General features: G+C 67.8%; 24 protein-coding genes. 12 read left to right on the forward strand and 12 right to left on the reverse strand.

What is annotated here, in order from left to right; translation table 11 throughout:
• Positions 1–17 precede the first annotated feature (17 nt).
• A complete protein-coding gene (locus AC1DBN_RS16360; protein WP_477723658.1) occupies positions 18–1,808 on the reverse strand; it encodes an NAD(P)/FAD-dependent oxidoreductase in 1,791 nt (596 codons plus the stop codon).
• A 161-nt stretch (positions 1,809–1,969) separates the two neighbouring features.
• Between AC1DBN_RS16360 and AC1DBN_RS16365 the strand changes: the two genes are divergently transcribed.
• A complete protein-coding gene (locus tag AC1DBN_RS16365) occupies positions 1,970–3,253 on the forward strand; it encodes a GAF domain-containing protein (protein ID WP_477723659.1) in 1,284 nt (427 codons plus the stop codon).
• Between the two features lie 11 nt (positions 3,254–3,264).
• Here the strand turns inward: AC1DBN_RS16365 and AC1DBN_RS16370 are convergent, their stop codons facing one another.
• Positions 3,265–4,047 (reverse strand): SDR family oxidoreductase, encoded by a 783-nt coding sequence (locus AC1DBN_RS16370; protein ID WP_477723660.1) that lies wholly within the window; start codon positions 4,045–4,047, stop codon positions 3,265–3,267.
• 194 nt (positions 4,048–4,241) lie between these two features.
• Between AC1DBN_RS16370 and AC1DBN_RS16375 the strand changes: the two genes are divergently transcribed.
• Complete coding sequence (locus AC1DBN_RS16375; RefSeq protein WP_477723661.1) at positions 4,242–5,831, forward strand: alkaline phosphatase D family protein; 1,590 nt, start codon at positions 4,242–4,244, stop codon at positions 5,829–5,831.
• Between the two features lie 92 nt (positions 5,832–5,923).
• Here the strand turns inward: AC1DBN_RS16375 and AC1DBN_RS16380 are convergent, their stop codons facing one another.
• Positions 5,924–6,886, reverse strand: a complete 963-nt coding sequence (locus AC1DBN_RS16380; RefSeq protein ID WP_477723662.1) for a bile acid:sodium symporter family protein — start codon at positions 6,884–6,886, stop codon at positions 5,924–5,926.
• Positions 6,887–7,084: 198 nt separating this feature from the next.
• Here AC1DBN_RS16380 and AC1DBN_RS16385 point away from each other — a divergent pair, with 198 nt between their 5' ends.
• The 7 genes from AC1DBN_RS16385 (at position 7,085) to AC1DBN_RS16415 (ending at position 13,355) form a co-directional block, all read left to right on the forward strand.
• Entirely contained in the window at positions 7,085–7,756 is a 672-nt protein-coding gene (locus AC1DBN_RS16385) for a GntR family transcriptional regulator (RefSeq protein ID WP_477723663.1), read from the forward strand.
• Entirely contained in the window at positions 7,753–9,171 is a 1,419-nt protein-coding gene (locus tag AC1DBN_RS16390; protein ID WP_477723664.1) for an amidase, read from the forward strand. The genes AC1DBN_RS16385 and AC1DBN_RS16390 overlap by 4 nt, the downstream gene beginning before the upstream one ends.
• Positions 9,172–9,343: 172 nt before the next feature.
• Entirely contained in the window at positions 9,344–10,144 is an 801-nt protein-coding gene (locus AC1DBN_RS16395) for a transporter substrate-binding domain-containing protein (RefSeq protein ID WP_477723665.1), read from the forward strand.
• A 6-nt stretch (positions 10,145–10,150) separates the two neighbouring features.
• The gene (locus AC1DBN_RS16400; protein WP_477723666.1) at positions 10,151–10,852 is read left to right on the forward strand and encodes an amino acid ABC transporter permease; all 702 of its coding nucleotides are present in this window, start codon (positions 10,151–10,153) and stop codon (positions 10,850–10,852) included.
• Positions 10,849–11,598: an amino acid ABC transporter ATP-binding protein gene (locus AC1DBN_RS16405; protein ID WP_175318648.1), complete on the forward strand. Its 750-nt coding sequence runs from the start codon at positions 10,849–10,851 to the stop codon at positions 11,596–11,598. The genes AC1DBN_RS16400 and AC1DBN_RS16405 overlap by 4 nt, the downstream gene beginning before the upstream one ends.
• A complete protein-coding gene (locus tag AC1DBN_RS16410) occupies positions 11,599–12,372 on the forward strand; it encodes a fumarylacetoacetate hydrolase family protein (protein WP_477723667.1) in 774 nt (257 codons plus the stop codon).
• The gene (locus tag AC1DBN_RS16415) at positions 12,369–13,355 is read left to right on the forward strand and encodes a DUF4862 family protein (protein WP_477723668.1); all 987 of its coding nucleotides are present in this window, start codon (positions 12,369–12,371) and stop codon (positions 13,353–13,355) included. Before AC1DBN_RS16410 ends, AC1DBN_RS16415 begins: the two co-directional genes overlap by 4 nt.
• A gap of 80 nt (positions 13,356–13,435) precedes the next feature.
• On the opposite strand, the gene AC1DBN_RS16420 is transcribed toward AC1DBN_RS16415, so the two are convergent.
• Positions 13,436–14,290, reverse strand: a complete 855-nt coding sequence (locus AC1DBN_RS16420) for a glycoside hydrolase family 25 domain-containing protein (protein ID WP_477723669.1) — start codon at positions 14,288–14,290, stop codon at positions 13,436–13,438.
• A gap of 215 nt (positions 14,291–14,505) precedes the next feature.
• Here AC1DBN_RS16420 and AC1DBN_RS16425 point away from each other — a divergent pair, with 215 nt between their 5' ends.
• From AC1DBN_RS16425 to AC1DBN_RS16435, 3 genes are read left to right on the forward strand one after another with little or no spacing between them, the layout of a single operon-like run.
• Positions 14,506–15,231 (forward strand): hemerythrin domain-containing protein, encoded by a 726-nt coding sequence (locus tag AC1DBN_RS16425; RefSeq protein ID WP_477723670.1) that lies wholly within the window; start codon positions 14,506–14,508, stop codon positions 15,229–15,231.
• A gap of 8 nt (positions 15,232–15,239) precedes the next feature.
• Positions 15,240–15,599: a hypothetical protein gene (locus tag AC1DBN_RS16430; RefSeq protein ID WP_477723671.1), complete on the forward strand. Its 360-nt coding sequence runs from the start codon at positions 15,240–15,242 to the stop codon at positions 15,597–15,599.
• 56 nt (positions 15,600–15,655) lie between these two features.
• A complete protein-coding gene (locus AC1DBN_RS16435) occupies positions 15,656–16,459 on the forward strand; it encodes an alpha/beta fold hydrolase (RefSeq protein WP_477723672.1) in 804 nt (267 codons plus the stop codon).
• Positions 16,460–16,672: 213 nt separating this feature from the next.
• Here the strand turns inward: AC1DBN_RS16435 and AC1DBN_RS16440 are convergent, their stop codons facing one another.
• From AC1DBN_RS16440 to AC1DBN_RS16475, 8 genes are read right to left on the reverse strand one after another with little or no spacing between them, the layout of a single operon-like run.
• Positions 16,673–17,407, reverse strand: coding sequence for an SDR family NAD(P)-dependent oxidoreductase (locus tag AC1DBN_RS16440; RefSeq protein ID WP_477723673.1), 735 nt, complete (start codon positions 17,405–17,407; stop codon positions 16,673–16,675).
• The gene (locus AC1DBN_RS16445) at positions 17,400–18,662 is read right to left on the reverse strand and encodes a sialidase family protein (protein ID WP_477723674.1); all 1,263 of its coding nucleotides are present in this window, start codon (positions 18,660–18,662) and stop codon (positions 17,400–17,402) included. Before AC1DBN_RS16445 ends, AC1DBN_RS16440 begins: the two co-directional genes overlap by 8 nt.
• A gap of 4 nt (positions 18,663–18,666) precedes the next feature.
• Positions 18,667–19,443, reverse strand: a complete 777-nt coding sequence (locus tag AC1DBN_RS16450) for an HpcH/HpaI aldolase family protein (protein WP_477723675.1) — start codon at positions 19,441–19,443, stop codon at positions 18,667–18,669.
• Between the two features lie 45 nt (positions 19,444–19,488).
• Positions 19,489–20,478: an aldo/keto reductase gene (locus tag AC1DBN_RS16455; RefSeq protein ID WP_477723676.1), complete on the reverse strand. Its 990-nt coding sequence runs from the start codon at positions 20,476–20,478 to the stop codon at positions 19,489–19,491.
• 35 nt (positions 20,479–20,513) lie between these two features.
• On the reverse strand, positions 20,514–21,341 hold the full coding sequence (locus AC1DBN_RS16460) for an ATP-binding cassette domain-containing protein (RefSeq protein WP_426766169.1): 828 nt from the start codon (positions 21,339–21,341) through the stop codon (positions 20,514–20,516).
• Positions 21,334–22,299 (reverse strand): ABC transporter ATP-binding protein, encoded by a 966-nt coding sequence (locus AC1DBN_RS16465; protein ID WP_477723677.1) that lies wholly within the window; start codon positions 22,297–22,299, stop codon positions 21,334–21,336. The genes AC1DBN_RS16460 and AC1DBN_RS16465 overlap by 8 nt, the downstream gene beginning before the upstream one ends.
• 1 nt (position 22,300) lies before the next feature.
• Positions 22,301–23,233, reverse strand: a complete 933-nt coding sequence (locus tag AC1DBN_RS16470; protein WP_477723678.1) for an ABC transporter permease — start codon at positions 23,231–23,233, stop codon at positions 22,301–22,303.
• Entirely contained in the window at positions 23,230–24,165 is a 936-nt protein-coding gene (locus tag AC1DBN_RS16475; protein WP_477723679.1) for an ABC transporter permease, read from the reverse strand. The genes AC1DBN_RS16470 and AC1DBN_RS16475 overlap by 4 nt, the downstream gene beginning before the upstream one ends.
• Between the last annotated feature and the right edge of the window lies 1 nt (position 24,166).

The raw sequence follows: 24,166 nt of genomic DNA on the forward strand, positions 1-24,166 counted from the left end.
CATGCTGTGAACGCGAACTAGCGGGTGTGGTGGCTGGGCTGCAGTTCGTAGACGGGGGTGTCCAGCCCTTCCATCCGGGCCTTCAGCTGCAGCGCCAGGTAGGCGGAGTAGTGCCGGCTCTGGTGCAGGTTGCCGCCGTGGATCCAGAGCTGCGGCACGTTGGTGGGCTTCCACATATTGCGCAGCTCCCCCTCCCACGGACCAGGGTCTTTTGGCGTGTCTGAGCCGTATCCCCAGCATTTCCCTACCTGGTCCGCGATCTCGGGCGAGACCAGGTCCGCGAGCCAGCCGTTCATGGAGCCGTAGCCGGTGGCGTAGACAATCAGGTCCGCCTCCAGCTCGGTGCCGTCGTCCATCACCACCGCGTTGCCGGTGATCTTGGTGACCTGCCCGGTCTTCAGCTTCACCCTGCCATCGATGATCAGCTGGGAGGCGCCGACGTCAATGTAGTAGCCGGAGCCGCGCCGCAGGTACTTCACGAACAGGCCGGACCCGTCCACACCGAAGTCCAGGCCGAACCCGGCGGCCTCCAGCTGCGAGTAGAACTCCGCGTCCCGGGATGCCATCTCCTGGTACACGGGCACCTGCGCCTCCGGCAGGATGCGCATGGGCAGCGAGGCGAACAGCAGGTCGGCCTTCTCGGTAGTCACCCCTGCCGCGAGCGCCCGCTCCGAGTACAAGTCCCCCAGGGCAAGGTCCATCAGGGACTCGCTGCGGGCGATGTGCGTAGAGGAGCGCTGCACCATGGTGACGTCGGCGCCATGCTCCCAGAGGTCGGCGCAGATATCGTGGGCCGAGTTGTTGGAGCCGATCACCACGGCTTTCTTGCCGGTCCAGTCCCCGCCGCCGGAGTGCTGGGAGGAGTGGCGCTGCTCGCCCAGGAAGCTCTCGGCGCCGTCGAACGTGGGGATGTTCGGGTAACCGGACACGCCCAAGGCGAAGATCAGCTGCTTCGGTCGGAGCGTCACAGGTTCGCCATTGCGAAGGACGCTGACCTCCCATTCCTGCGTGCCGTCGTCGTACGCTGCGCCTACGCACTCGGTGCCGGACCAGTAGTTCAGCTCCATGATGCGGGTGTAGTGCTCCAGCCAGTCGCCGATCTTGTCCTTGGCGGCGAAGACGGGCCAGTCGTCCGGGAACTTCAGGTACGGCAGATGGTCGTACCAGACGGGGTCGTGCAGGTGCAGCGACTTGTAGCGGTTGCGCCAGGAGTCGCCGGGGTTTTGGTTCTTTTCGATGATGATGGTGGGCACGCCCAGTCGCTTCAGCCGGGCAGCGAGGCCGATCCCGCCCTGGCCGCCGCCGATGATCACGCAGTAAGGCTGCTCCTCGTAGCCGAGCCTGGCTTCCCGCTCTTCCTTGAGTTCCTTCCAGGACCGGCGGCCGCGGACAATCTCGTGGGCCACGCCCTGCTCACGGCGCGGACCCTTCTTTTCCTCGAAGCCCTTGAGCTCCTGCATGGTGGTCAGCAGCGTCCAGCATTTGCCGTTCCGGAGCCGGAGGTGGCCGTAGCCACGGGCGTCACCGGTTTCGAACGTGATCCAGGCTTCCGCGGTGTCCGCGTCTCCGGTGGCGTCCTCGGCGAGCGCCCAGTTGGTGGGCTGCACGCGGTCCAGCGTGGATTCCAGCATGCGCCGGATGTCCGCTTTTCCTTCCAGGGTTTTGAGGTTCCAGGTGAAGGCCACGAAGTCCCGCCAGTAGCTGTCGTCCTCGAAGAGCCCAAGTGCTGCGTCCACGTCGCGCCGTTGCAGCGCCTCGTCCAGGCCGGCGAGCCAGGCCTTGGCGGCGGCGGTGGGTGTTTCGGTCATCTCCACTCCTTTGTGTTGGTGCTTGGCCGCCCTGTCCCGCCGGGGTGCCTGCGATATGCTGAGGCGGGCGTGAGCTGCATCACTAGTGGAACGCGGCGGGGGTAACAGGTGCGTTACACGCCCACCGGACTGGCAAGGACGCCGGCGGCGAGGAGGACACGGTGGACTACGGTCAGAGGTTTTCGGACCCGGCACGGTATGCGCGGAGGCTGCGGCGCGCGCATGAGCTGGTCATCTCCGGTGTGCCGCGCCCCGAGATCCCGTCCAGCCTGGTGGACTCCTGGCACCGGTCCATGGCCCTGGGCATCAGCCCGGACCAGCACAGCCCGCGGCACCTGCACGATGTGTCCGAGGTGCTGGAACTGCGGCGCGGGCACCGGCTGCAGCGGGTGATGCCGGCGCTGCACGAGCTCCTGGCGGACGACTCGCGGGACGGGCGCCACCTGCTGGTCCTCACCGACGCCGGCGGCGAAATTCTGTGGCGGGTGGGCAGCCCCGCGGTCCTGCGCCGGGCCGACACGCTGGAGTTCTCCGAAGGCGCGGACTGGTCCGAGGCGGGCATCGGGACCAACGCCATCAGCGAGGCCCTGGTAACCGGCGGTGCCGTGCAGCTGTTTTCCGCCGAGCACCTAGTGCGCACCCACCACGAGTGGGCCTGCACCGCCGCGCCCATCACGGACCCTGCCACCGGCGAGGTGCTGGGCGTCCTGGATGTCTCCGGCCCCCTGGACACGATCAGCGCTGACACGCTGCGGATGGTGCGGTGCGCCGTCCGCGTGGCGGAGGCCATGTTGGAGACGTCCGACGGCGGCGCCTCCCTGGGTGCGGCGGCTCCCGTCCGCGCCCGGCGGCCAGCGCCGACTGGCCGACCCGCCGCCGTCGTGGCATCCCTTGAACTGCTGGGTGACAAGGCTGCGGCGGTGTTCGACGATGGCAGCCGAACCGCCCTCACGCTCCGCCGGGCCGAAATCCTGGCACTGCTGGACTCCCGGTCGCAGGGCTGGTCCGCGGAGGAACTGGCGTACGAACTGCACGGCGACTCGGGAACGCCGCAGGCCATCCGGACCGAAATGTTCCGGGTGCGGTCACTGCTGGGCGGCGCCGTGGAGTCCAACCCCTACCGGCTGGCCCCGGGGTTAGCCGGGCGCTCCGACTCGGGGCGGGTGCTGCGGCTGCTGCGTGGTGGCCGGGTGGCCGAAGCGCTGGAGGCGTACCGCGCTCCCCTGCTCAGCCGGTCCGGCGCCCTGGCTGTGCAGCTGCTGCGGGACCAGCTGGACCTAGCCGTGGGATCGGCCGTGCGGGCCAGCGGGGACGCCTCCTTGCTGATGCGGTGGCTTTCCACGGACATGGGCGCCACGGATTCGCGGGCAGTGGAGGCCCTAGGCCGGCTGGTGGGCCACAGCGATGCCCGATACCTGGCCTTCCGGGCGGCCGCCGGCGCGTGAACCCCGGCTCTTCACCACACCGAATCGCCGCGCAGCACCACGTCACTGCCGCCGTCCACATACACCACCTGCCCGCAGAGGTGGGTGTTTTCGGGACTGTTGAGCCAGGCCAGCAGGCGGGCCACCACAATCGGTTCGGCGATGCCGTTCAGCGGCATGGGGACCATCTTGAGCAGCGACTCCCGCTCCTGTTCCGTATCGATCAGGTCCGCCGTCATGGGAGTTTCGATGATGCCGGGCGAGACGGCGTTCAGTGGGATGCCGGCACCGGCCCAGGCGGGCGTGGCAGCCTGCCGGCGGACCCAGCGGGAGAGTGCCAGTTTGGTGGACGCGTAGATGAGCCCGCCGGTGACGGCCGGTTCCTTCGCCAGGACCTCGGCGCGGGCCAGGGCTGCCGGTTCGTCGCCGGCGGCCAGCAGCGCCACGAGCTCGTCGTCGCTGGCCATGAGGGCAGCCATCGAGGAGACCAACAGGGCCCGCGGCGCGTCCGAGCCGGCCAGCAGCGGGCGGAGTCCGTCCAGTGTTGCCAGGGTGCCGAAGAAGTTCACTGCAACCGTCGCGGGGGCCGGCAAGGCGAGCCCGGCCACCGCGTAGACAGCGTCGATGCTGCCGCCGCTGGCGTCCCGCACCGCATCCACCATTGCGGAACGGCCGCCTGCCGTGGACAGGTCCGCCACGGCGTCGGCGTCATGGAGGTCAACGCCGATGACGCGCTCACCGCGTTCCTCGAGCAGTTCCTTCGTGGCCTTCCCGATGCCGGATGCGGCGCCGGTGATGACTGAAGTGCGGGGCATGGCGGCTTCCTTAGGCAGGCCGGATGGGGGTCGGCATCCACTCTTCCCGGCTGCCGGCGGCGGGGCCAGAGTCCAAGGACCCTGCGCAGCTCTTCCGGCCCCGGGACAGCAATCGACTGATCTTGTCACGCAGTTAACCCGCCATTCACATCCCCCACGGAACCTGTCCAACCGGCCTCCCTAGGTTCGAAAGCATGGACAATATTTCCCGCAGAACCCTGATCTCCGCCGGCCTGGGCGCAGGCATCGTCGCCGCCCTGCCGAGTGCCGCCGTCGCGGTTTCCACCGCTGACGACGCCGGCCTCCGCACCAACCCCTTCCTGCTCGGCATCGCGTCGGGCGAGCCGTGGCCGGACGGCTTCGTGCTCTGGACCCGCCTTGCGCTGAACCCGGTGGCCGAGGACGGCCTGGGCGGCATGCCCGCCCGCAACGTTGCGGTGCAGTGGGAAGTGGCGGAGGACGAAGGCATGCGCCGGGTAGTAGCCCGCGGCGTCGAGCACGCCCGGATCGAGACCGCGCACTCGGTGCACGTGGAGCTGCGCGGCCTCAAAGCCGGCCGCGAATACTTCTACCGGTTCCGTACCGGCCGGCACCTGAGCCCCGTGGGCCGCACGCTCACCACCCCCGCGCTGCACGAGACGCCCGCCGCGCTGGCCATGGCGTTCGCCAGTTGCGCGCAGTACGAGCACGGCTACTTCACCGCGTACAGGCGGCTCGCCGAGGACCACCCGGACCTGGTGCTGCACCTGGGCGACTACCTCTACGAGTACAAGAAGGGCAGCTACGTGATCGGCGGCGGCAACCCGCGCGACCACGAGGGCCCCGAGACCGTCGCCCTGGAAACGTACCGGCAGCGCCACGCGCAGTACAAGGCCGACGCCGACCTGCAGGCCGCGCACGCCATCGCACCGTGGGCGGTGGTCTGGGATGACCACGAAGTGGACAACAACTGGGCCGACGAAGTGCCGGAGAACAGCGACGCCGGCCAGCTCAACGACACCACCGAACACTTCCGCCAGCGCCGCGCGGCCGCGTTCCAGGCGTACTACGAGAACATGCCGCTGCGTCCGTCCTCCCTGCCGGCCGGGCCGGACATGAAGATCTACCGGAAGATCCAGTGGGGCCAGCTGGCCAACTTCCACATGATGGACACCCGCCAGTACCGTGACGACCAGCTGGCCGGCGACGGCTGGAAGAAGAACGTGGCGGAGCGCCTGGCGGAGGACCGCACCATCACCGGCGCCGAGCAGGAGAAGTGGCTGCTGGACGGCTTCAGGAACTCCACCCAGCGGTGGGACGTCCTGGGCCAGCAGGTCTTCTTCGCCGAGCGGGACCGGGCCCAGGCCCTGGACGTGGACGATGTCTCGATGGACGGCTGGGACGGGTACGTGTCATCCCGGCGCCGCATCACCCAGGGCTGGGTGGACGCGAACGTCCGCAACGCCGTGGTCCTCACCGGCGACGTGCACCGCAATTGGGCCAACGACGTCAAGGTGGACTACAAGGACCCGGCCTCCCCCGTGGTCGGCTCCGAGCTGGTGTGCACGTCCATCACCTCAACCGGCGACGGCACCGGCTCCACCACCGATCCCGTGATGGCGTGGAACCCGCACCTTAAGTTCTACAACGACAACCGCGGCTACGTGAACACCCGTATCACCAAGGACTCCATGACCGCGGACTTCCGGGTCCTGGACCACGTCACGACGCCGGGCGCACCGGTTTCCACGAAAGCCTCCTTCGAGATCCGCGACGGCGTCCCGGGGCTGCAGGCGCGCGGCTGACCGTCTGTGCGGCGCGTTTGCGTGACTTTTGAGCCGCCTGCCGGCCGAAATCCCCGATTCTGTGGGGTTCCGGTTCCGGTGCTGGCAGTTGGTTACGCAAACGCGTCGAGCGGGGCCTTGGCAACGGCCTGTTCGGCCCGTCTGGCCAACCGGCGGGCGATGGCCGCGCACACGATCAGCTGCATGGCGTGGTAAATGATGACCGGCAGGATCACCACACCGGCAAGTGGCCCCTGGAACAGGATGGCCGAGAGTGGCAGCCCGCTGGCCAGGCTCTTCTGCGAACCGCAGAAGAGGACTGCTGTGGCATCAGCACGTCCGAAGCCCAACCTGCGTGCCGTCAAAGATGTCGCGAAGAGCATGAGCGCCAACAGTGCTGCACAGATCCCCGCCGCCACGGCCAGCTGGGCAGGCGGAATCTGCTGCCACAGACCACCGGCCACAGCCGCCCCGAAGGCTCCATACACCACCAGGAGGATGGCGCTGCGGTCTACCACCTTCAGCGTTTTAGCCCGGCGGACGGTCCACCGCGCCAACGGTTTATGAAGCAGCTGCCCCGCCACGAACGGCGCAATGATTTGCAGCGCGATCTTGAACACCGCGTCCGCATGCAGGCCGCCGAAGGAACCCAATACCAAGGCAGCCAGGAGTGGTGTGGCCACCACCCCCAAAAGGTTGGAGATCGAGGCGGCACACACGGCCAACGCCGTATTTCCCCCGGCGATGCCGGTGAAGGTGGTGGCGGTCTGCACCGCCGTGGGGAGCATGGTCAAAAACAGCAGCCCGGCTATGAGTTCGCGCGAAAGAAGCCACGAGGAACCGGCAGCCACGCCGAGTCCAAGCAGCGGAAAGGCGGCAAAGGAAAACGCGACAATGACGAGGTGCGGCCGCCAGGCCTTCACTCCCTGGAGCGCAGCCGACGGCGGTAGCCTCAACCCGCTGATGAAGAATTGCAAACCAACGGCGATCCCGGCAGCGGTGGAGAGCACCGGGCCCACCCAGCCGTGGGGCGGCCACAGCGCGGCTGCTGCAAGAGTGGCCAGAAGCAGCAGCACAAAGGGATCAGCCCATCCGAATCTTCGGCGCACCGAACCGGAACGTGCCCGTATTTTTCCCATCGAACAGTCATCCTTACGTCGGCAGCAAGGATAAGAATACTGTAGACATTTTTACGAAACGGCTCCTTGTGTAAACCCTACGTAAACTCAGCGCCGAACAAGCGGCCGGAAAAATGTAGACAGTAGTCTTGATGCATGATCCAGCAAGAGAGCCTCGTTTCACTGGCCGCCAGGGAGATCCGACAGCTGATTGTCAGTGGCGAACTGGTGCCCGGCGACAAGCTGAACGAACCTCCCCTCGCCGAAAAGCTGGGCATTTCCCGTCCTCCACTGCGTGAAGCCCTGCGGACCCTCGAAAGCGAGGGCCTGCTTGAGCAGTCGCCGAGGCGCGGATACCGCGTGGTGTCCATGACGGACACCGACATTGACGAGATCTACTCGCTCCGGCGCGCACTGGAGATGTTCGCCCTGGACCGCCTCCTGGCCCGGGAGGACCCTGGCGCATACTCATCGCTTGACCCGATCATGAAGGCCATGCGGGCAGCAGCAAGGCGCGGCGACCGGCCCGCTGTGGTCCAGGCAAACATCGACTTCCATACCGCACTGGTTGATGCGGCCGGCCACCGCAGGCTCAGCGACACCTACCGCTCCCTCATGGTGCAGATGCAGGTCTCCATGGCGGCCAATGTGCTGAACGAGGAACGGTCCAAGGGCGACCTGTCCAAGGGGTGCGACAGGCACGCCGAGCTGCTGGAGTGCCTCCGCTCGGGGGACGCAGACCGGATCCGGCGCGAGTTCGAGGAGCACGGCGAGCGCGACTACCTCGCACGGCAGGGCTCGGCGGCCAAGAAGGCGGCCGGGGAATGAGCGGCTCACTGCTTGCACAACTGAACTCCGGAATCGCGGACGCGACGGCCATCGCCGAGGCTGTCCGCACCGGCAGGACATCCGCCGTCGCTGTCCTCGCCGAAGCCCGCGTCCGTGCCGGCTCCGGGCAGGGCAAGGACCTCAACGCCTTCATCAGCGAAGACTGGGATGGCGCCGAACGGGCCGCTGCAGCCCTCGATGCCCGCCGGGCCGCGGGCGGGACACTGGGCGCGCTGGCCGGGATCCCGTTCAGCGTCAAGGACGTAATTGCGGTGGCAGGGCTTCCCGTCACGGCCGCCAGCAAGGCTTTCGCCACCACCAGGGCAAACACCACCGCCCCCGCGGTTCAGCGGCTCCTGGACGCTGACGCCATCCTGGTGGGCAAGACCAACTGCCCCGAATTCGCCTTCGGCATGACCTGTGAGAGCCCGCTGCTGGGCAGGACGGGCAATCCGCGCTATCCGGACGCCACCCCCGGCGGATCCAGCGGCGGTGAGGCCGCCTCGGTCGCGGCAGGCATCTCTGCGCTGGGCGTAGGAACAGACTTCGGCGGGTCACTTAGGTGGCCCGCGCAGTGCGTGGGCATCGCTGCCCTGCGGCCCGGAATCGGTGCGATCCCCGGCGAGGGGCAGGTACCGGGCCTTGATGGCAACTTCGGGGACGACGGCGTGCTCCCGGCCGTGAGCCCCGGCATGCAGGGGTCCTTCCAGACGGTGGGCCCGCTGGCCCGTTCCGTCCGTGACCTCCGGGCGGCGTACACCGTGATGGCCGGTGCGCCTGCGGAGCCGCTGCCCACGCTGCAGGAGCCCATCCGGGTTGCGTGGAGCGATGGCCGGGTGTTCGGCCCGGTCCGCACGGAGGTCACCGAGGTCATGGCGCGGCTGGCTGCTGCCATCGCCGCGGCGGGCCATCTGGCCACGGAACAGCCGGATCTTTTTGCCGACTGCCTGCCCACCTACAACCGGCTGCGCGAACTGGACCCCATGGTGGACCACGCCGCCGCGGTTGCCGGCAGGGAGGATGCCATTACCGGCGCCAACCTGCAGACCATCAAAAAATCGCTGGCAGCGTCGCCCGGGGAAACCGCCCGGGCACGCCTGGCTGCGGACGCAGCCCGCGCCGGCGCCATCAGGCAGCTCGAGTCCGTTGACATCGCCCTGCTTCCCGTAGCCGGCGGTCCCGCCGCCCGGGTGGACGGCACGCTGGATGTCGACGGCGAGCAGCTGCAGGGATGGGAGATCATGGGCCCGTGCCGGGCGGTGACACTCACGGGATGCCCCGTGGTGTCGCTTCCGGTGGGGCTGTCCGCCGAGGGCCTTCCACTGTCGGTGCAGGTGGTGGCCCCTCCGGGCGGGGAGCTGGCTGCCCTCGCGTTTGCCGAGCTCCTGGAGCAATTGGCGGCAGACCCCGGCTGAAACCGGCGCCGCACAGGGGCCCATCCTGTAGCCCCGCTTCGTCAAAGTGTCTACAGAATTCATAATTAACGTTCCGGAAATGAAGCAGGCGATTCCCGGACACACGGAACCCATAGCGTCATCCGTGTCAGCACATCACTGGCACATGGATCACCGAAAGTGGGAAGCCCGCATGTTTTCACGCACCAGCAAAGCCGCCGTAGTAGCCGCCCTGGCAGCGCTGACCCTCGCTGCCAGTGGCTGCGCAGCAACCAGCAACGCATCCGCCGAGTCCGCGCCAAAGGAAAAGTTCACCATCGCCACGAGCGGAACGTTCCGGCCCATCACCTTCTCTGAAGCCGGCAAGCTCACCGGCTTCGACATTGAAGTGGGCACCCTGATTGCGGAGAAGCTCGGCATGGAGCCGGAATTTGTGGAAGGCCAGCTGACCGGGCTGCTCCCGGGCCTGAACAGCGGCAAGTTCGACGCCGTCATGTCCGGCTTGACCATGACGGACGCGCGCAAGCAGTCCATCACTTTCTCCACGCCCTACCTGGCGGACGGCGCCGTGGCGGTGGTGAAGAAGGACAACACGAAGGTGGAGCAGCTCAGCAAGCTGGACGGCATGGTGGTGGGAGCCATCGGCGGTTCCGGAACGGAATCGGACGTCAAGGGCATCGGCGGGTTTACCGAACTGAAGGCCTACCCCGGCGCCCCCGAAGGATTCGCAGACGTAGCCGCCGGCCGGATCGAGGTCTTCGCAACCGGGAGGATCGCCGCAGAGAACTTCATGAAGAACTCCCCCCTGGCGTCGGAACTGAAAATTGTGGGCGACGTCTACGGCACCAAGCCCGCCGGCGTCGGACTGCCGAAGGACGACACCGAAATGAAGCCCAAGGTGGACAAGATCATCGAGGAGCTCAAGGCCGACGGCACCCTCGAAGAACTGAACCAGAAGTGGTTCGGATTCACGGTCGAGATCCCCTCCGCCTGATCACCCATGAACACCTATGAGCCCGGCTCTGTAGCAGCCGAATACTTTCCGATCTTCGTGGCCGGGGCGTTGACCACGCTGGGAATCGTTGCCGCAGCGATCGTCTGCGCCACCGTCCTGGGCTACGTCATCGCCACCCTGAGGCTCTCCCGGGTCCGTGCACTGCGGATCTTTGCGGCCGCCTACGTATGGTTCTTCCGCGGCCTGCCGCTCATGCTGTCCCTGTTCTTCTTCTATTACACGAAGCCGTTCGGGCTGACCATGGATGCGTTCACGGCGGGGTTGATCGCCATGAGCCTCAACTCGGCGTCGTTCTTTTCCGAGATCATCAGGGCCGGGCTCAAATCGGTGAACGCGGGCCACCTGGAGGCGGCCGACTCTGTGGGCATGAACCCCCTGCAGAAATTCGTCCGGGTCACGGCGCCGGAAGGCATCCGGCTCATGACTCCCCCGTACATCAACAACTGCATCATCATGCTGAAGGAGTCGGCACAGATCTCCGTGATCACCGTGCCGGACCTGATGCTGCAGGGCCAGAAGGCATACAACTCCACCTACAACGTCATGGAAACCCTGGGCGTCGTGGCGGCCATGTACCTGGTCATGACCAGCCTCCTGATGGTCCTGCAACTCATCATCGAAAAGAAAATGGGCCGCAAGATGGGCACCACCAAGCAACTCCGTGAAGCTGTAGGGAGCATGGCATGATCGGCATCACCGGATTGACCAAGAGCTACAACTCGCGCCAGGTCCTGAAAGACGTGGACCTGCGGATCCTGCCCGGCGAGGTGGTAGCCATCATCGGCCCCAGCGGAGCAGGGAAAAGCACCCTGCTGCGGTGCATCAACATGCTGGAGGTGCCCGACGCCGGCCGGATCCACGTGGACGGCCGCCAGGTGTTCTACACACCCAACGGGCGGGGCAAGCTGGGCGTGCTGGACCAGTTCCGGCTGACCTGGCTCCGGCGGGAAATCGCCATGGTGTTCCAGCAGTTCAACCTCTGGCCGCACCGCACGGTCCTGGACAACCTCTTGGAGGGCCCGGTGATCGCCAAAGGGCAGAAACGGGCCGACGCCGTTCCCCGGGCCATGGAAAAGCTGCGGTCCGTTGGCCTGGAGGACAAGGCGGACGCCTACCCGGCGGACCTGTCCGGCGGGCAGCAGCAGCGGGTTGCCATCTGCCGGGCGCTGATGATGGACCCCAAGGCCATCCTGTTCGACGAGCCCACATCCGCCCTGGACCCGGAGCTGGTGAATGAGGTGCTGGACATCATGGCGAAACTGGCCAGGACCGGCATGACCATGGTGATCGTGACCCACGAGATGAAGTTCGCCCGCGAGGTCGCCGACCGCGTGATCTTCATGGAACACGGAGGCATTGTGGCGGAAGGGCCGCCGGACGAAGTGTTCCAGCACCCCCGCCTGCGCGTGTACGCCTCGCACCTGAGCCACTGAATGGCCAGGCACCCCCTGGTCCTGGCCGAGCCGGGTCCGGACCTGCGTCCGTCCCTGGCCTGCGCTCTTTTGCCGGGCGTCCGGATACCAGGGCAGCTGATCGGCATTGGCGAAAATTACTGGCCCTCGCCTGGGCCGGAAGCTCCCTTCTCCCCCGGGCCCGCCGGAGGCACAGCCCCGGACCGGCGGGCACCGGGACGCATCCCCCTGGTCTTCGGCAAGTTCGCGGGCAGCCTGGCCACGGACGGTGCCCCGATCATCCTTGACCCGGCACTGGCCGGTCAGGTGGTCTGCGAAGGCGAGCTCGCCGTCGTCATCGGAGGCCTCCTCAAAGACGCGGGAAGCGTCGAGGAGGCACTGTGGGCGGTGGCTGGTGTGACGGTGGCCAATGACGTGTCGGCCCGGGACCTCCAGGCTGAGGACGTGCAGTCCACGCGGGGGAAAAGCCTGGACACGTTCTGCCCCCTCGGCCCTGACCTGGTGACGCTGGACGAGATTCCGGGCCTGCAGTCACTCCGCATCAGGACCACGGTGAACGGCAAACAGGTCCAGGACTCGTCCACGGCAAACATGGTCTTCAGCGTGGCGGAACTCCTCATGTTCTGTTCCCGCTTCATGACGCTTTACCCCGGCGATGTGCTCCTCACCGGCACACCGTGGGCAGCCGACGAGTCCGTCCTGGAGCTCAGCCCGGGAGACACCGTCTCGGTGGAAATTGCGGGCGTGGGAACACTGCGGAACCCTGTCATGTCCGCAGCTGCGGCCCTGGTGTGAGCGGCGGTGCGGGCCTGATCCTGAGCAGCTACGCGGCAGCGCCCGCCCTGGACGGATGGGACCCTGAGGCTGAGGCGGCATTCCTGCACGCGGCAGCCAGGCTGCCCGGCGTGTCCGGGCTTGAGATTCCGTTCTACCCCACGGGCCAGTTGCATAAGTACGACGGCGACTGGTTCCTTGAGCAGGTACGGCACCTTCCCGACCATCTGGCATTTGTGGTGACCACCATTCCGGACACGATGTCCCGGCTGGATGGCTCAGCCGACTTCGGGCTTGCGTCCCTGACTGCGGCCGGCAGGCAGGCCGCCGTGGCGCGTGCCGCCACAGCCGCAGGGGCCGTGCGGGCGCTCAACGCCAAACTGGGCCGCCCGGCCGTCCTTGCGGTGCATCTGTTCAGCGCGCCGCGCCCTGTTCCCCACGGTGTGCCTCCCGGCGTCGCGGGCATCGGCCCGCTGGCTGCCTCGCTGGAGCAGCTGGCGGGGTTCGGCTGGGATGGTGCACGGGCCGTGCTGGAGCACTGTGACGCGGCAACACCTGGCCAAACTCCGGTTAAGGGCTTCCTGACGCTGGAGGAGGAACTGGAGGCAGTCACCGCCTCCGGAACTGGAACGGGAGTGGCGGTCAACTGGGGGCGCTCAGCCATTGAAGGCCGCGACGGAGTTGCCGCCTTTCGCCACATCCGTGCGTGCCTGGACTCGGAGTTGCTGGCCGGGGTTGTCCTGTCCGGATGCGCCCCGGTAGCCACCCGTTTCGGCGAAGCATGGGATGACTGCCACGTGCCGCCCGCACCCGTGGAGCCGGCGTCGTTGCTGACTCCTGCGGCGATCCGATCGGTGAGCGCCGCGCTGGATTCCGCTTCCGGTGGCCCGAAGAGTGAGGTTTACCGCGGGCTGAAAGTGTCCGCGCCGCGGGGTTCCTCAGTGGCCCGGCGGGTAGCGCTGCTGGCTGGTTCGATCGATGTGGCTCGGGCCGCCGGTTTCTGACAACCCGGCGGGTTGCCAGCGCAGATTAGGCAACCCGGACGACGACGGTGCCTCCCGCGTTGCTGGGCCGCGGAGTGCGCTTACCTGCAGGCGTAGTCGTAGTCGAGTCCGGCCGACACGTATTGGGTCACGGTGACCGGGCTGCCGGGGGTCAGGCCGGGGAGTGAGCAGTTGGATTTCGCTCCCCGCAGGGTCTTGGCACCTGCCAGCCAACTGGGCACGCCGGCCAGGGCGCTGCCGGCCGGTACCGTCCCGGCGATGGTCCCCCACTGGCTGCCGGTGGAGTAGATCCCGGCACCGGCTGGCTTGCCGTCTGAGTCCGTTTTGCCGGCGGTAATTCCTTTGAAGTAGGTGGCCATCCCTTCAAGGGTGGCGCGGTTCAGGGCCGTGGCGTTTGAGGTGCCGGTCTGCCAGCTGTTGCCGGTCTCCACATCCAGCCACCAGAAGTAGGTGCCGGGGTTCGTGATGCCGCGGATGGTGGCGTCGTCATAGGCCTTGGCGTAGCCGTACATGTAGGAGCAGGGCAGGTCCACCGGCCCTGGTGCCCCGCCGCCGGAACCGCAGGTTCCATACGAGTTGGAGACGCTGACGTTGGCGTAGGTGTTGGACGACGGCCACCAGGAGCCCGAGTGCCCGGGGTTGGCAGTGTTCACGTACAGGGCAACCTTGGGCTGGCTGGTTCCCCCGGTTGAGGATTTGCCCGCCCAACTAAGCTGCTCGGCCAGGCAGGGATTCGTGTTGTTGGCCAGCCCGCCGGTCACCCCGACGATCGCGAACGCCGGCGCGGCCGGGAGGGTTTTGCCGCATTGGGGCCAGGACACGTCGTTGCCCACCGGGTCGGCTGTTCCCGCGAGCGGCGCTGCGGCAGCAGGGCCCGTTCCGGCGGCCAACAGCCCCAGAAGTAGCAGCAACACACCTGTCAGCTTCTTTGTCATAGGGGATATCTTGCGCCCGCGCAGGCAGGCTGGGTAGGGGAAGCAGCCCCTCACTTAGGCGACGCGTACGACGACGGTGCCTCCCGCCGTCGTACGCGTCGCCTTGGTGCCGCCCCGGACAGCCGGCGGCAGCGGGTCATTGTGCGGGGTGTGGTGCGGGGATACGATGCTCGCGGGGAGAGGCCTGGTCTCGCGACGAGTAGGGGGGCCATCCCGTGACCGACTTCTTCACCATGCAACCCGGGGAGACAGCCGCTCCCCTGCCGCCCGGGCCCGTCCTGTGTACCGGGACCGCGGCCATGCGGCGCATCCACCGCTTCTTCCTGTGGGCATACGGCGAGGCGCCCGGCCTGGTCCGCTCCGTGACGGCGGGCGATACCGGGCGGGCCGCGTACGTCGGGGAGGTGCTGGGTAACTTCGACATGGTCCTTCACGTGCACCACGAGGGCGAGGACCTCCTGATGTACCCGCCGCTGGAGGAGCGCGCCCCCGGCTGTGTCCTGCACATCGCGCAGATGCTGGAGCACCACCGGCAGGTGACGCAGCGGCTGGAACGGATTGCGCCGGCGCGGCTGCGCTGGATGCGGACAGCGGACGTATCAGACGCGTCGGAACTCGCCGCGCTCTACGAGGACCTGAAGGCCGTGCTGGACGTGCACCTGCGCCGCGAGGTCACGGAGGTCATGCCGGTGGTGGACCGGGTGATGACCGAGAAGGAAGCCGCTGCGGTGGGGCAGCACGGGATCGACAGGTTCGACAAGAAATTCATGGTCTCTTACCTGGGCATGGTGCTGGCCACGAACCCTCCGGCGGACCGGATTGAGCTGTTCAAGGAGATCCCGGCACCGGTCCGGCTGGCGTACAAGCTGGTGGGCCGCCGGATGTACCGGAAGCAGTACGCCACGCTGTTCCCGGGCAGGCCCGTTCCGGAGACGCTGTAGGGACGCGGATGGACCGGCGCGGGGCCGCGGTGGTGGCGGTCAAGGCAGTGCACACGCTGGCGTGGTTCTCCATCGAATCCTGCGTGGTCTACGTGCTCATTGCAGGGCTCGCGGGGCGGACCGACCGTCGGGTTGGAGTGGCGGCCGCGGTAGTAGCCGGCGAGTCCCTGGTGTTCGCGGCCAACGGGTTCAGGTGCCCGCTCACCGGCCTCGCCGAACGCTACGGCGCTGAAAGCGGGTCCGTCACGGACATCTACCTGCCCCGATGGTTCGCCCGCAATTTGCCCGCCATCCACGTCCCGCTCCTGGTGCTGATGGTCTGCCTCCACGCCCGGAACCTCCGCCGCCGGCCACTGCGCACCCGCTGACCTCCCACCTGTTCCGGCCCCATTGCGCGGTTCCGGTGCGGGCGTACAGTTCTTGCATGGAACCGATTCGGGTCATCCTGTTGCCCGGCGCAGTGCTGCCCGCGGGCCTGGCCTATGCCCGCCTGATCGAAGCGCTGGGGCCGGACGTGAGTGCCGTCGCCAAGGAACTTGAGCTGTACCGGGAGGCCGCGCCGCCCGCTGACTGGACCCTGGACACTGAGGTGGAAGGCGTCCTGCGGGAAGCAGATGCGCGGGGTTGGCAGACCTTCCACCTGTTGGGCTACTCGGGCGGCGGTGCGGTGGCGCTGGCGTTCGCCGCTCAGCATCCGGAGCGGCTGCAGAGCCTTGCCGTGCTGGAGCCGGCCTGGGCGGGAAACTGGGACTGGAGCCACGCCTACACGGAACACCGCCGCCTGTACGACGAACTTGAGGCGCTTCCGCCGGACGAGTTCATGGCCGAATTCATGCGGCTCCAGGTGAGGGACGACGTCGTCCTGCCGCCACCGGAGGCCGGTCCCCCGCCGCCGTGGATGGCCAAGCGGCCCGCCGGGATCCGTGCTTTCCTGCGTACCTTCAGTGACTATGACCTGGACCGGTCACGGCTCGCCGCCTTCAGCAAGCCCGTTTACTACGCCGTGGGCGGCCTGAGCCATCCCGATGACCAGGGCGATGTGGCTGCCCGGCTGGCCAGGGTCTTCTTCCCGGACTTCCACCTTGAGGTATTTCCCCGGCGCCACCACTTCGACCCGCCGCACCGGATCGAACCCGAGCGGCTGGCGGAGTCGCTGCACCGGCACTGGGCTGTGGCGGAGGGCCGTCCCGCAGGGCATCACGAGGCTGTTCCCTCCGCTGCGTCCTGACCCGGGGCGTCCCCATCAGCTGCATCCTGGCTAACCGCGTCCTGCCCTGCCCCGCATGATTGTGCGAGCCTCTCGAGCGGAGAGAACCCGGGTTTACCCGCCACAACCGAGCGCGCGTCCCCGGGAAAGCCACCACAACAGAGCGCGCGTCCCCGGGAAAGCCACCACAACAGAGCGCGCGTCCCCGGGGAAGCCGCCACAAGTGAGCGGGCGTCAGAGGGAGGCGCCGCCGCAGATCACGTAGTTCTGGCCGGTGATGGACTTGCCGTGCGGGCCCAGCAGGAACGCGGCCAGGGCGGCGACGTCCTCCGGGTCCACCAGGGCGCCGAGTGCGGGCAGCTTCACCGGGGTTGCGGCGCGGCCGGGGTCGTTCAGCATCGGGGTGTCGGTGGGTCCCGGGGAGAGGACGTTCACCGTGATCCCCCGCGGCGCCAGCTCCTGCGCCCACGTCCGGCCCAGCCCCATCAGGGCGGCCTTCGTTGCTGCGTAGTGGCTCTTGCCCGGCATCCCCGTGGAGGTGCGGCTGCCCAGCAGGACGATCCGGCCGCCGTCGGGCATGGACGGCACCAGCGCGTTGGCCAGTACCGACGCCGCCGCCACGTGGACGGTGAACATCCCCGCCAACGCGGCCGGGTCAAGGGAGCCGATATGGGCGGTCCGCTGGAACCCGGCGGCGTGCACCAGGGCGTGGGCCGGCCGCAGCCCGGCCACGGCGTCAGCCAGGGACTCGGGATCGGACAGGTCCGCCTGCAGCCACTCGAACTTCCCGTCCAGTGACGTCTCAGTGCGGCTCAGCCCGGTGACCGACCAGCCGTCGGCCAGCAGCCGCTTGGTGATGGCCTGCCCGATTCCCGAGCTGCACCCGGTCACCACTGCATGCAGCTCGCCACCGGCAGCCTGCCCGGCGCCCGCAGCCTGGCCGCCGGCACCACTCCCCTGCTCAATCATTGATGGAGCCGTCCTCCAGGCCACCCGGCGTCTGTGTGCCGTCGTACGCCCACTGCGGGTCCACCCGGACGAACTTGATGGCCTGCCGGAAGTACGTGTACGCGATGTTCAGCGCACCGTCCGGGCCCTGGTGGATGGACGGGTAGGAGTATTCGCGGTTGAGCCCGTCGCGGGAGTTGTTGGACAGGCAGTACCCGTCCCCCACGTCCAGGTTCCGGCGGATCGGCCACGAGCGGCCCGAGTCCTCGGAGACGGCCAGGGTCATCGGCGAGCGCGGCGTGCCCCAGAAGGCGCGCTTCACGCCGTCGTCCTCGGAAAAAGCCGAGGCGTCCGGCTCGGCCACCTGTCCCTGCTCCTCGGCCAGGCCGTCGTCGTCGATTTCGTCGTAGAGGGAGAGGCGCCGTTCGGTGCCCTCGCCCGAACGCGAGTGGTTGTAGACCAGGGCCAGGCGGCCGTCGGCCAAAGCAACAAACTGGATGGAGGAGTTGTTGTTGGGCAGCTCGGTGGGGACCGGTTCGCTCCACGTGGACCCGTCGTCGGTGGAGCGGGATTCGTAGATCGAGTCGGCCCAGCGGCTGCGGAACAGGGCCAGCAGGGTGCCGTCGGCTACGGGCTGGATGTTCATGTGGACGCAGCCCAGGCTGCCGGGGAGGACGGTTTCGGTCCAGGTGGCGCCGGCGTCGTCGGAGATCATCACGGCGCTGTCGTCGCTGTTGCCCACCCACTTTTCGCCGGGCGTGGTGATGCAGCGGAAGATGGGGATGATCAGGCGGCCGGACGGGAGCACCACGGGCAGCTGGCGGACAAACACGCCGCCGGTTTCGTTGGCGGCGAAGAGCGTCTCCACGTCGCCCCAGGTGCGTCTGCTGTCCAGGGAAATACGACGCCGGACCTCGGCCGTGTCCTGGTTGCCCGCCTTCTGCGCGGTATACAGGAGCCACAGGGCGCCGTCAGTATTCGTGAACAGGATGGGGTTCTGCTCCGAGCGCGCCGAGTCGTCGGAGAGCTGCTCCGGCGCGGACCACTGGCTGCTGCCCGGTTCCAGGGCTGAGAACCAGATGGAAATGTCCGGCACGCCTTCCTGGGTGCCGCCGAACCAGACGCAGCCCAACCGGCCGTCCGGGAGGGTTAGCAGGTTGGCCGCGTGGCTCTGCACGGTGGGCGCAGGCAGGTAGGCGAAGTCGGCGCCGTCGGCCGTTTTTACAACGCCGTCCGGGGTGATGGTGCTGTACTCGTCGGTGGTGGTGTTCGTCATGGGATCAATCCTTCGAAGTAGCGGCGTCGAGGTGGGACTTGGCGATCTGTTCCAGGTGCGTCAGGTCCGAGGCGATGGTGGTGAAGGTGTAGCCCTGCTGCAGACGCTGCGCAGCCACCGTCCCGGCGGGCGTGTGGATGCCGGCGGCGATGCCAGCCGATGCCGCGGCCTCAGCGATGGTCTCCAGGGCGGCGTTGAATTCGGTTTCGACGGCGGGATCCCCGGGGAACGCCCCGCCCACCGCGATCGCGAGGTCGGACGGCCCCACGTAAATGCCGTCCAGGCCGGGGGTGGCGCAGATTTCCTTGACGTTGGCCAGGCCCTCGGGGGTTTCGATCATGGCGAAGACCATGGTGGTGGCGTTGGCTTCAGCCGGGACGGGGCCGATCCGCAGCGCCGAGCGCATGGGGCCGTAGGAGCGGCCACCCAGCGGCGGGTACTTCGCGGACGCCACGGCCGCGGCGGCGTCCGCGGCGTTGTTGATGAGCGGGACGATGACCCCCACGGCGCCGGCGTCCAGTGCCTTGCCGATGGCGGTGAAGTCGTTGGCCTCCACGCGGACCATCCCGACGGCGGTGTGCCCGGCGTCGATGGCCATCAGCCCGTTGAGCACGCCGGAGTAGCCCAGCAGGCCGTGCTGCGCGTCCAGGGCAACGTAGTCGTAGCCGAGGCGGCCGATGCGTTCGGTGGCCACGGGCGCGTCCAGCACCGCCCAGTAGCCCACCGCCTGCTCACGGGCGCGGATCTTGCGGGCGAATTCGAGGGCCAGTTCGGAGGTCATCAGAGTCCTTCAGTCAGTTTCGGTCAGGCAGTGTGCAGGAAAGGGTCAGCGGTTGTAGGCGGGCATCGGGCCGCGCAGCGAGGTGCCCACGGCGTCGCAGGCTTCCACAACGTCGGCCGGCAGCGGTCCGTTGCCCACGGCGGCGATGTTGGCGCGCAGCTGCTCCACCTTGGATCCGCCCAGCAGGAGGGACCCGACGCCGTCACGGTAGGCCAGCCAGCGCAGCGAGAGTTCCGCGAGGGTCACGTCAGCGTCGGCGGCGATGCGGGACAGCTCGCCGATCGCGTCGAACAGCTGCTTGTCCCAGTACCGCTGTGTATACATGGCGGCGAGCTTGGAATCGCCGTAGCGGCCCTCGGTGGGCTTGGCTTCGAAGCTGTGCTTGCCGGTGAGCAGGCCGCCGCCCAGCGGGTTGTAGACCATGGTGTGCACGTTGTGGGTGGACGCGAACTCGAGGTATTCCTCCTCCAGCCGGCGGGCCACCAGGTTGTAGAGCTGCTGCGCGACGACGGGCTGTGGCGCCCCCACTTCACGCGCCGTGTGGATCACGTCGGCGATCTGCCAGGCGGCGAAGTTGGACACGCCCAGCGCGCCGATCTTCCCCTCAGCCACCAGCTCGGCAACAGTCGAGAGGGTGGAAGCCAAAGGCGTGGCCCGGTCCGGCTGGTGCAGGTAGAACAGGTCGATGCTGTCCACGTTCAGGCGGCGCAGGCTGCCTTCCACGCTGGCGCGGAGCCCCTCCGGCGAAAGCGGTGAATTGGAGCCGTGGTCCGCGTGCGGCATGCCGGCCTTGGAAGCCAGGATGACGCCGTCGCGCTTTCCCTTCAGGAGGCGCGCGAGCATCTCCTCGGTGACCCCGCCGACATACGCGTTGGCGGTGTCGATGGTGGTGATGCCGGCGTCGAGCGCCTCGGACACCATGCGGCCGGCGGTGGCCTCGTCAACGGTGTCGCCGAACGTCATGGTTCCCAGGACCAGCCGGGAGATGGGGAGTTTCAGGCCGTCCACCTGGGCGCCTTCGGGCTGCGTGCTCATGCGTTGATTCCTCGTGGTTGCGGGTGCTGGAAGAGTTACTGGTTGGACAGGGCCAGGGAGCGGACAATGTGCCGCGGCTTCAGGCCGGTCATGGTGGAGGGGTCCAGGGCCGCGCGGCGGAGCTTGCGGGTGTAGTCCTCCTTGGGGGCGGTCAGGACGGACGCGGTGCTGCCGTGTTCCACGAGCTTGCCGCGCTGCATCACCATGACGCTATCGCTGATCTCCTGCACCACGCCAAGGTTGTGCGAGATGAATACGTAGGTGATGCCGGTTTCGTCCTGGATGGACTTCAGCAGACGCAGCACCTGCGCCTGCACGGAGACGTCCAGGGCGCTGGTGGCTTCGTCGCAGACCAGCAGTTCGGGCTTGGATGCGAGCGCCCGGGCGATGCCGATACGCTGGCGCTGGCCGCCGGAGAACTCGCCGGGGTGCTTGTCCAGTGACCGGACGGGCAGGCCCACCTGGTCGATCAGCTTGGCGGCGGCCTTGTGCCGTTCGGCCTTGGAGCGGATGCCCTGCAGCTTCAGCGGTTCGGCCACGATTTCCTGGGCGGTCATGTGCGGGTCCAGGGAGCCGTAAGGGTCCTGGAACACCATCTGGAACTTTGAGCGCATGGGCCGGAGCTTGGCCTCGCTCATGGCGGCGATGTCCGTGCCGTCCAGGTTGATGCTGCCGCTGGTGGGGGTGACCAGCCGCATGAGTGCCTTGGCGATGGTGGATTTGCCGCAGCCGGATTCACCCACGACGGCGATCGTCTTGCCTTTGTCCACGGAGAACGAGACGTTGTCCACGGCCCGGAACGTGCCGCCGGGGACGTGGTAGTCCACCACCAGGTTGTCGACGGCGAGGAACGGCTTAGTCATTGCGTGCTCCGGTCTGGGTGAGGGCGGGGTCAGTGATGGCGGCACGGCGGCCGGTGGCGGCGGGCGTTTCGTCCCACTCCCCCAGCACGGGCACGGCGGCCAGCAGGGTCTGCGTGTATTCGGTGGCGGGGTGGTCCACAATCTGCTGGACCTCGCCGGATTCGACGAACGAGCCGTCCTTCATCACGTGGATGCGGTCCGAGATGAGGCGGGCCACGCCGAGATCGTGCGTGATCATCAGGATGCCGATGCCGCGCTGTTCCTGCAGTTCCAGCAGCAGGTCCAGGATGCCGGCCTGCACCGTGACGTCCAGGGCCGAGGTGGGCTCGTCCGCCACCAGCAGTTGCGGCTCGGAGGCCAGCGCGATGGCGATGAGCACACGCTGCAGCATGCCGCCGGAGAGCTGGTGCGGGTACTTCTTCAGCTGCTTTTCCGGGGTGGGGATGTGCACCTGTTCCAGCAGCCGGACCGCGCGGGCCTGCAGGGCGGCCTTGTCCTTGGCGGACGCGGCGCCGGCGATGCTGATGGCTTCGAACAGCTGGCTGCCGATCGAGTGGACCGGGCTGAGCGCCGTCATGGGGTCCTGCGGGATGAGCGCCAGGGTCTTGCCGCGCACCTTGTTGATGGCCTTGGGGTCTGCGGAGATGTCGACGCCGTCAATCAGCACGGTGCCGGACAGTACCGCCAGGTCCTCGGGCAGCAGGCGGAGGATGCCCATCGCCGTGGTGGACTTGCCGGAACCGGACTCGCCGATGATGGTGACCGTTTCGCCGCGGTGGATGCTGAAGCTGACGGCGTCCACGGCGCGGATGATGGCGGTGTCCGTGATCAGTTCCACCTGGAAGTCGCGGACCTCCAGCAGGGGCTGTTCGGTGAACTTCGCCTGGTCGGTGGCCGTTGTGGAAGCGGCCGAAGTGGCAGCGGCCTTCACGGCCGGGGTCTCGGATGAGGCGGTCATGTCAGGCACCCTTCTTCTTGCGGCGGGGACGGTCGCGGAGGCCGTCGCCCAGCAGGTTGACGCCCACCACCATGAGCACGATCACCAGGCCGGGCAGGGTGACCATCCACCAGGAGGTGGTGATGTAGTCCTGGCCGTCGGAGATGATGCGGCCCCAGGTGGCGAAGGGCCGCTGCGGCCCGGCACCCAGGAAGGACAGCGCGGATTCGAGCAGCACGGCCTGGGCCAGCAGGAGCAGCACCACCAGGGTTGCCTGCTTGATGACGTTGGGGATGATGTGCTGGATGAGGATCTGGATGCGGTGCAGGCCCAGGATCCTTGCGGCGGAGACGTACGGCTTTTCGCGTTCCACCAGCACCAGGGAGCGGGTGAGGCGGGCAACTTCGGGCCATTGGGCGATGGCGATCACGAACGTGATCACGGGGATGGACGGGCCGAAGAGGGCCACCACCAGGAGCAGCATCATGAGCAGCGGCAGGGACATCTGGGCTTCGAGGATGCGGGAAATGATGGTGTCCACCCAGCCGCCGAAGTAGCCGGCGGCGGAGCCGAGGATCACGCCGATGGCGCCGGAAACCAGCACCGCCAGCACGCCGATGGTCAGCGAGACCTGGCCGCCGTGGAGGACGCGGGAGAGCAGGTCGCGGCCCAGCTGGTCGGTGCCGAACAGGTGCCCGTCCGTCAGCGGCGGCAGGCGCCGGGCGGCGAGGTCCTGGAAGTTGGCGTCCGGCAGCGGGAGCACGTTGGCCAGGATGATGGGGATGATCACCAGCAGGGTGCAGATGGTGCCCACCACCAGTTTCCACTGGGCGGATTTACGACGCCGGGTGGCGCCTGCCTTGGCGATGTCCGCCTTGGTGACGGCGCTGGGGCTGGGCTGCTTGGCCGGTGCGCCGGGCGCACCCGGCGTGGGAGTTACCGTATCGATGCTCATGCTGTGGCCGCCTTTCCAAGACGAACGCGGGGATCAAGGAGCGGGTAGGCGAGGTCGATGAGCAGCTGCACGCCCACCGCCAGGAGTGCGGTGATGAGGACCGTGGCCTGGATGAGGGGGTAGTCGCGGGTTTCGAGGGCCCGGACAATCAGGGAGCCCACGCCGGGCCAGGCGAACACGACCTCAACAACCACCACGCCGTTGAGCATCGCGGCGAACCGGGTGCCCAGGGCGGTGAAGACGGGGATGGCGGAGTTGCCCATGGCGTAGCGCCAGGTGAGCAGGGAGCTGCGGACGCCGCGGGAGCGGGCCACCGTGAGGTACGGGGCGGCGAAGTTGGCGGTCATTTCGCGGCGGACCATGCGGGAGATCAGGGCGATCTGCAGGATGGCGATGGTGATGGTGGGCAGTACCAGCCCGCCCCAGGTGCCGAAGCCGGAGGCCGGGAAAATGGGGACCAGCACGGCGAAGCCGGTAAGGAGCATGATGCCGGTCCAGAAGTCCGGCATGGACTGCCCGGCGATGGTTAGCACGTTGACGCCGAACTCGCGGCCGGTGTCCGGGCGGCGGGACATCCACACACCCAGCGGGATGGCGACGACGGCGGTCAGCAGGATCGCGGACGTGGCCAGGGTGAGGGTGTAGGGCATGCGTTCGAAGACCACCTGCATGGCGGGTGCCTGGAACGAGTAGGACTGGCCCAGGTTGCCGGTGACCAGCTGCTGGATGAAGATCCAGTACTGCTCCAGCAGGGGCTTGTCCAGGCCGAACTGTTCGCGGACGGCGGCGAGCTGGTCGCTGGTGGCCAGGGGGCCGGCGTAGGAAACGGCGGGGTCGCCGGGGGCCATGCGGATGAGGATGAACACGGTGGACACCGTGAGGAACACGGTGAGCAGGCCCTGTCCCAGGCGTTTGAGGATGTAGTTCGTCATG

Source organism: Pseudarthrobacter sp. 10T415 (assembly GCF_056394175.1).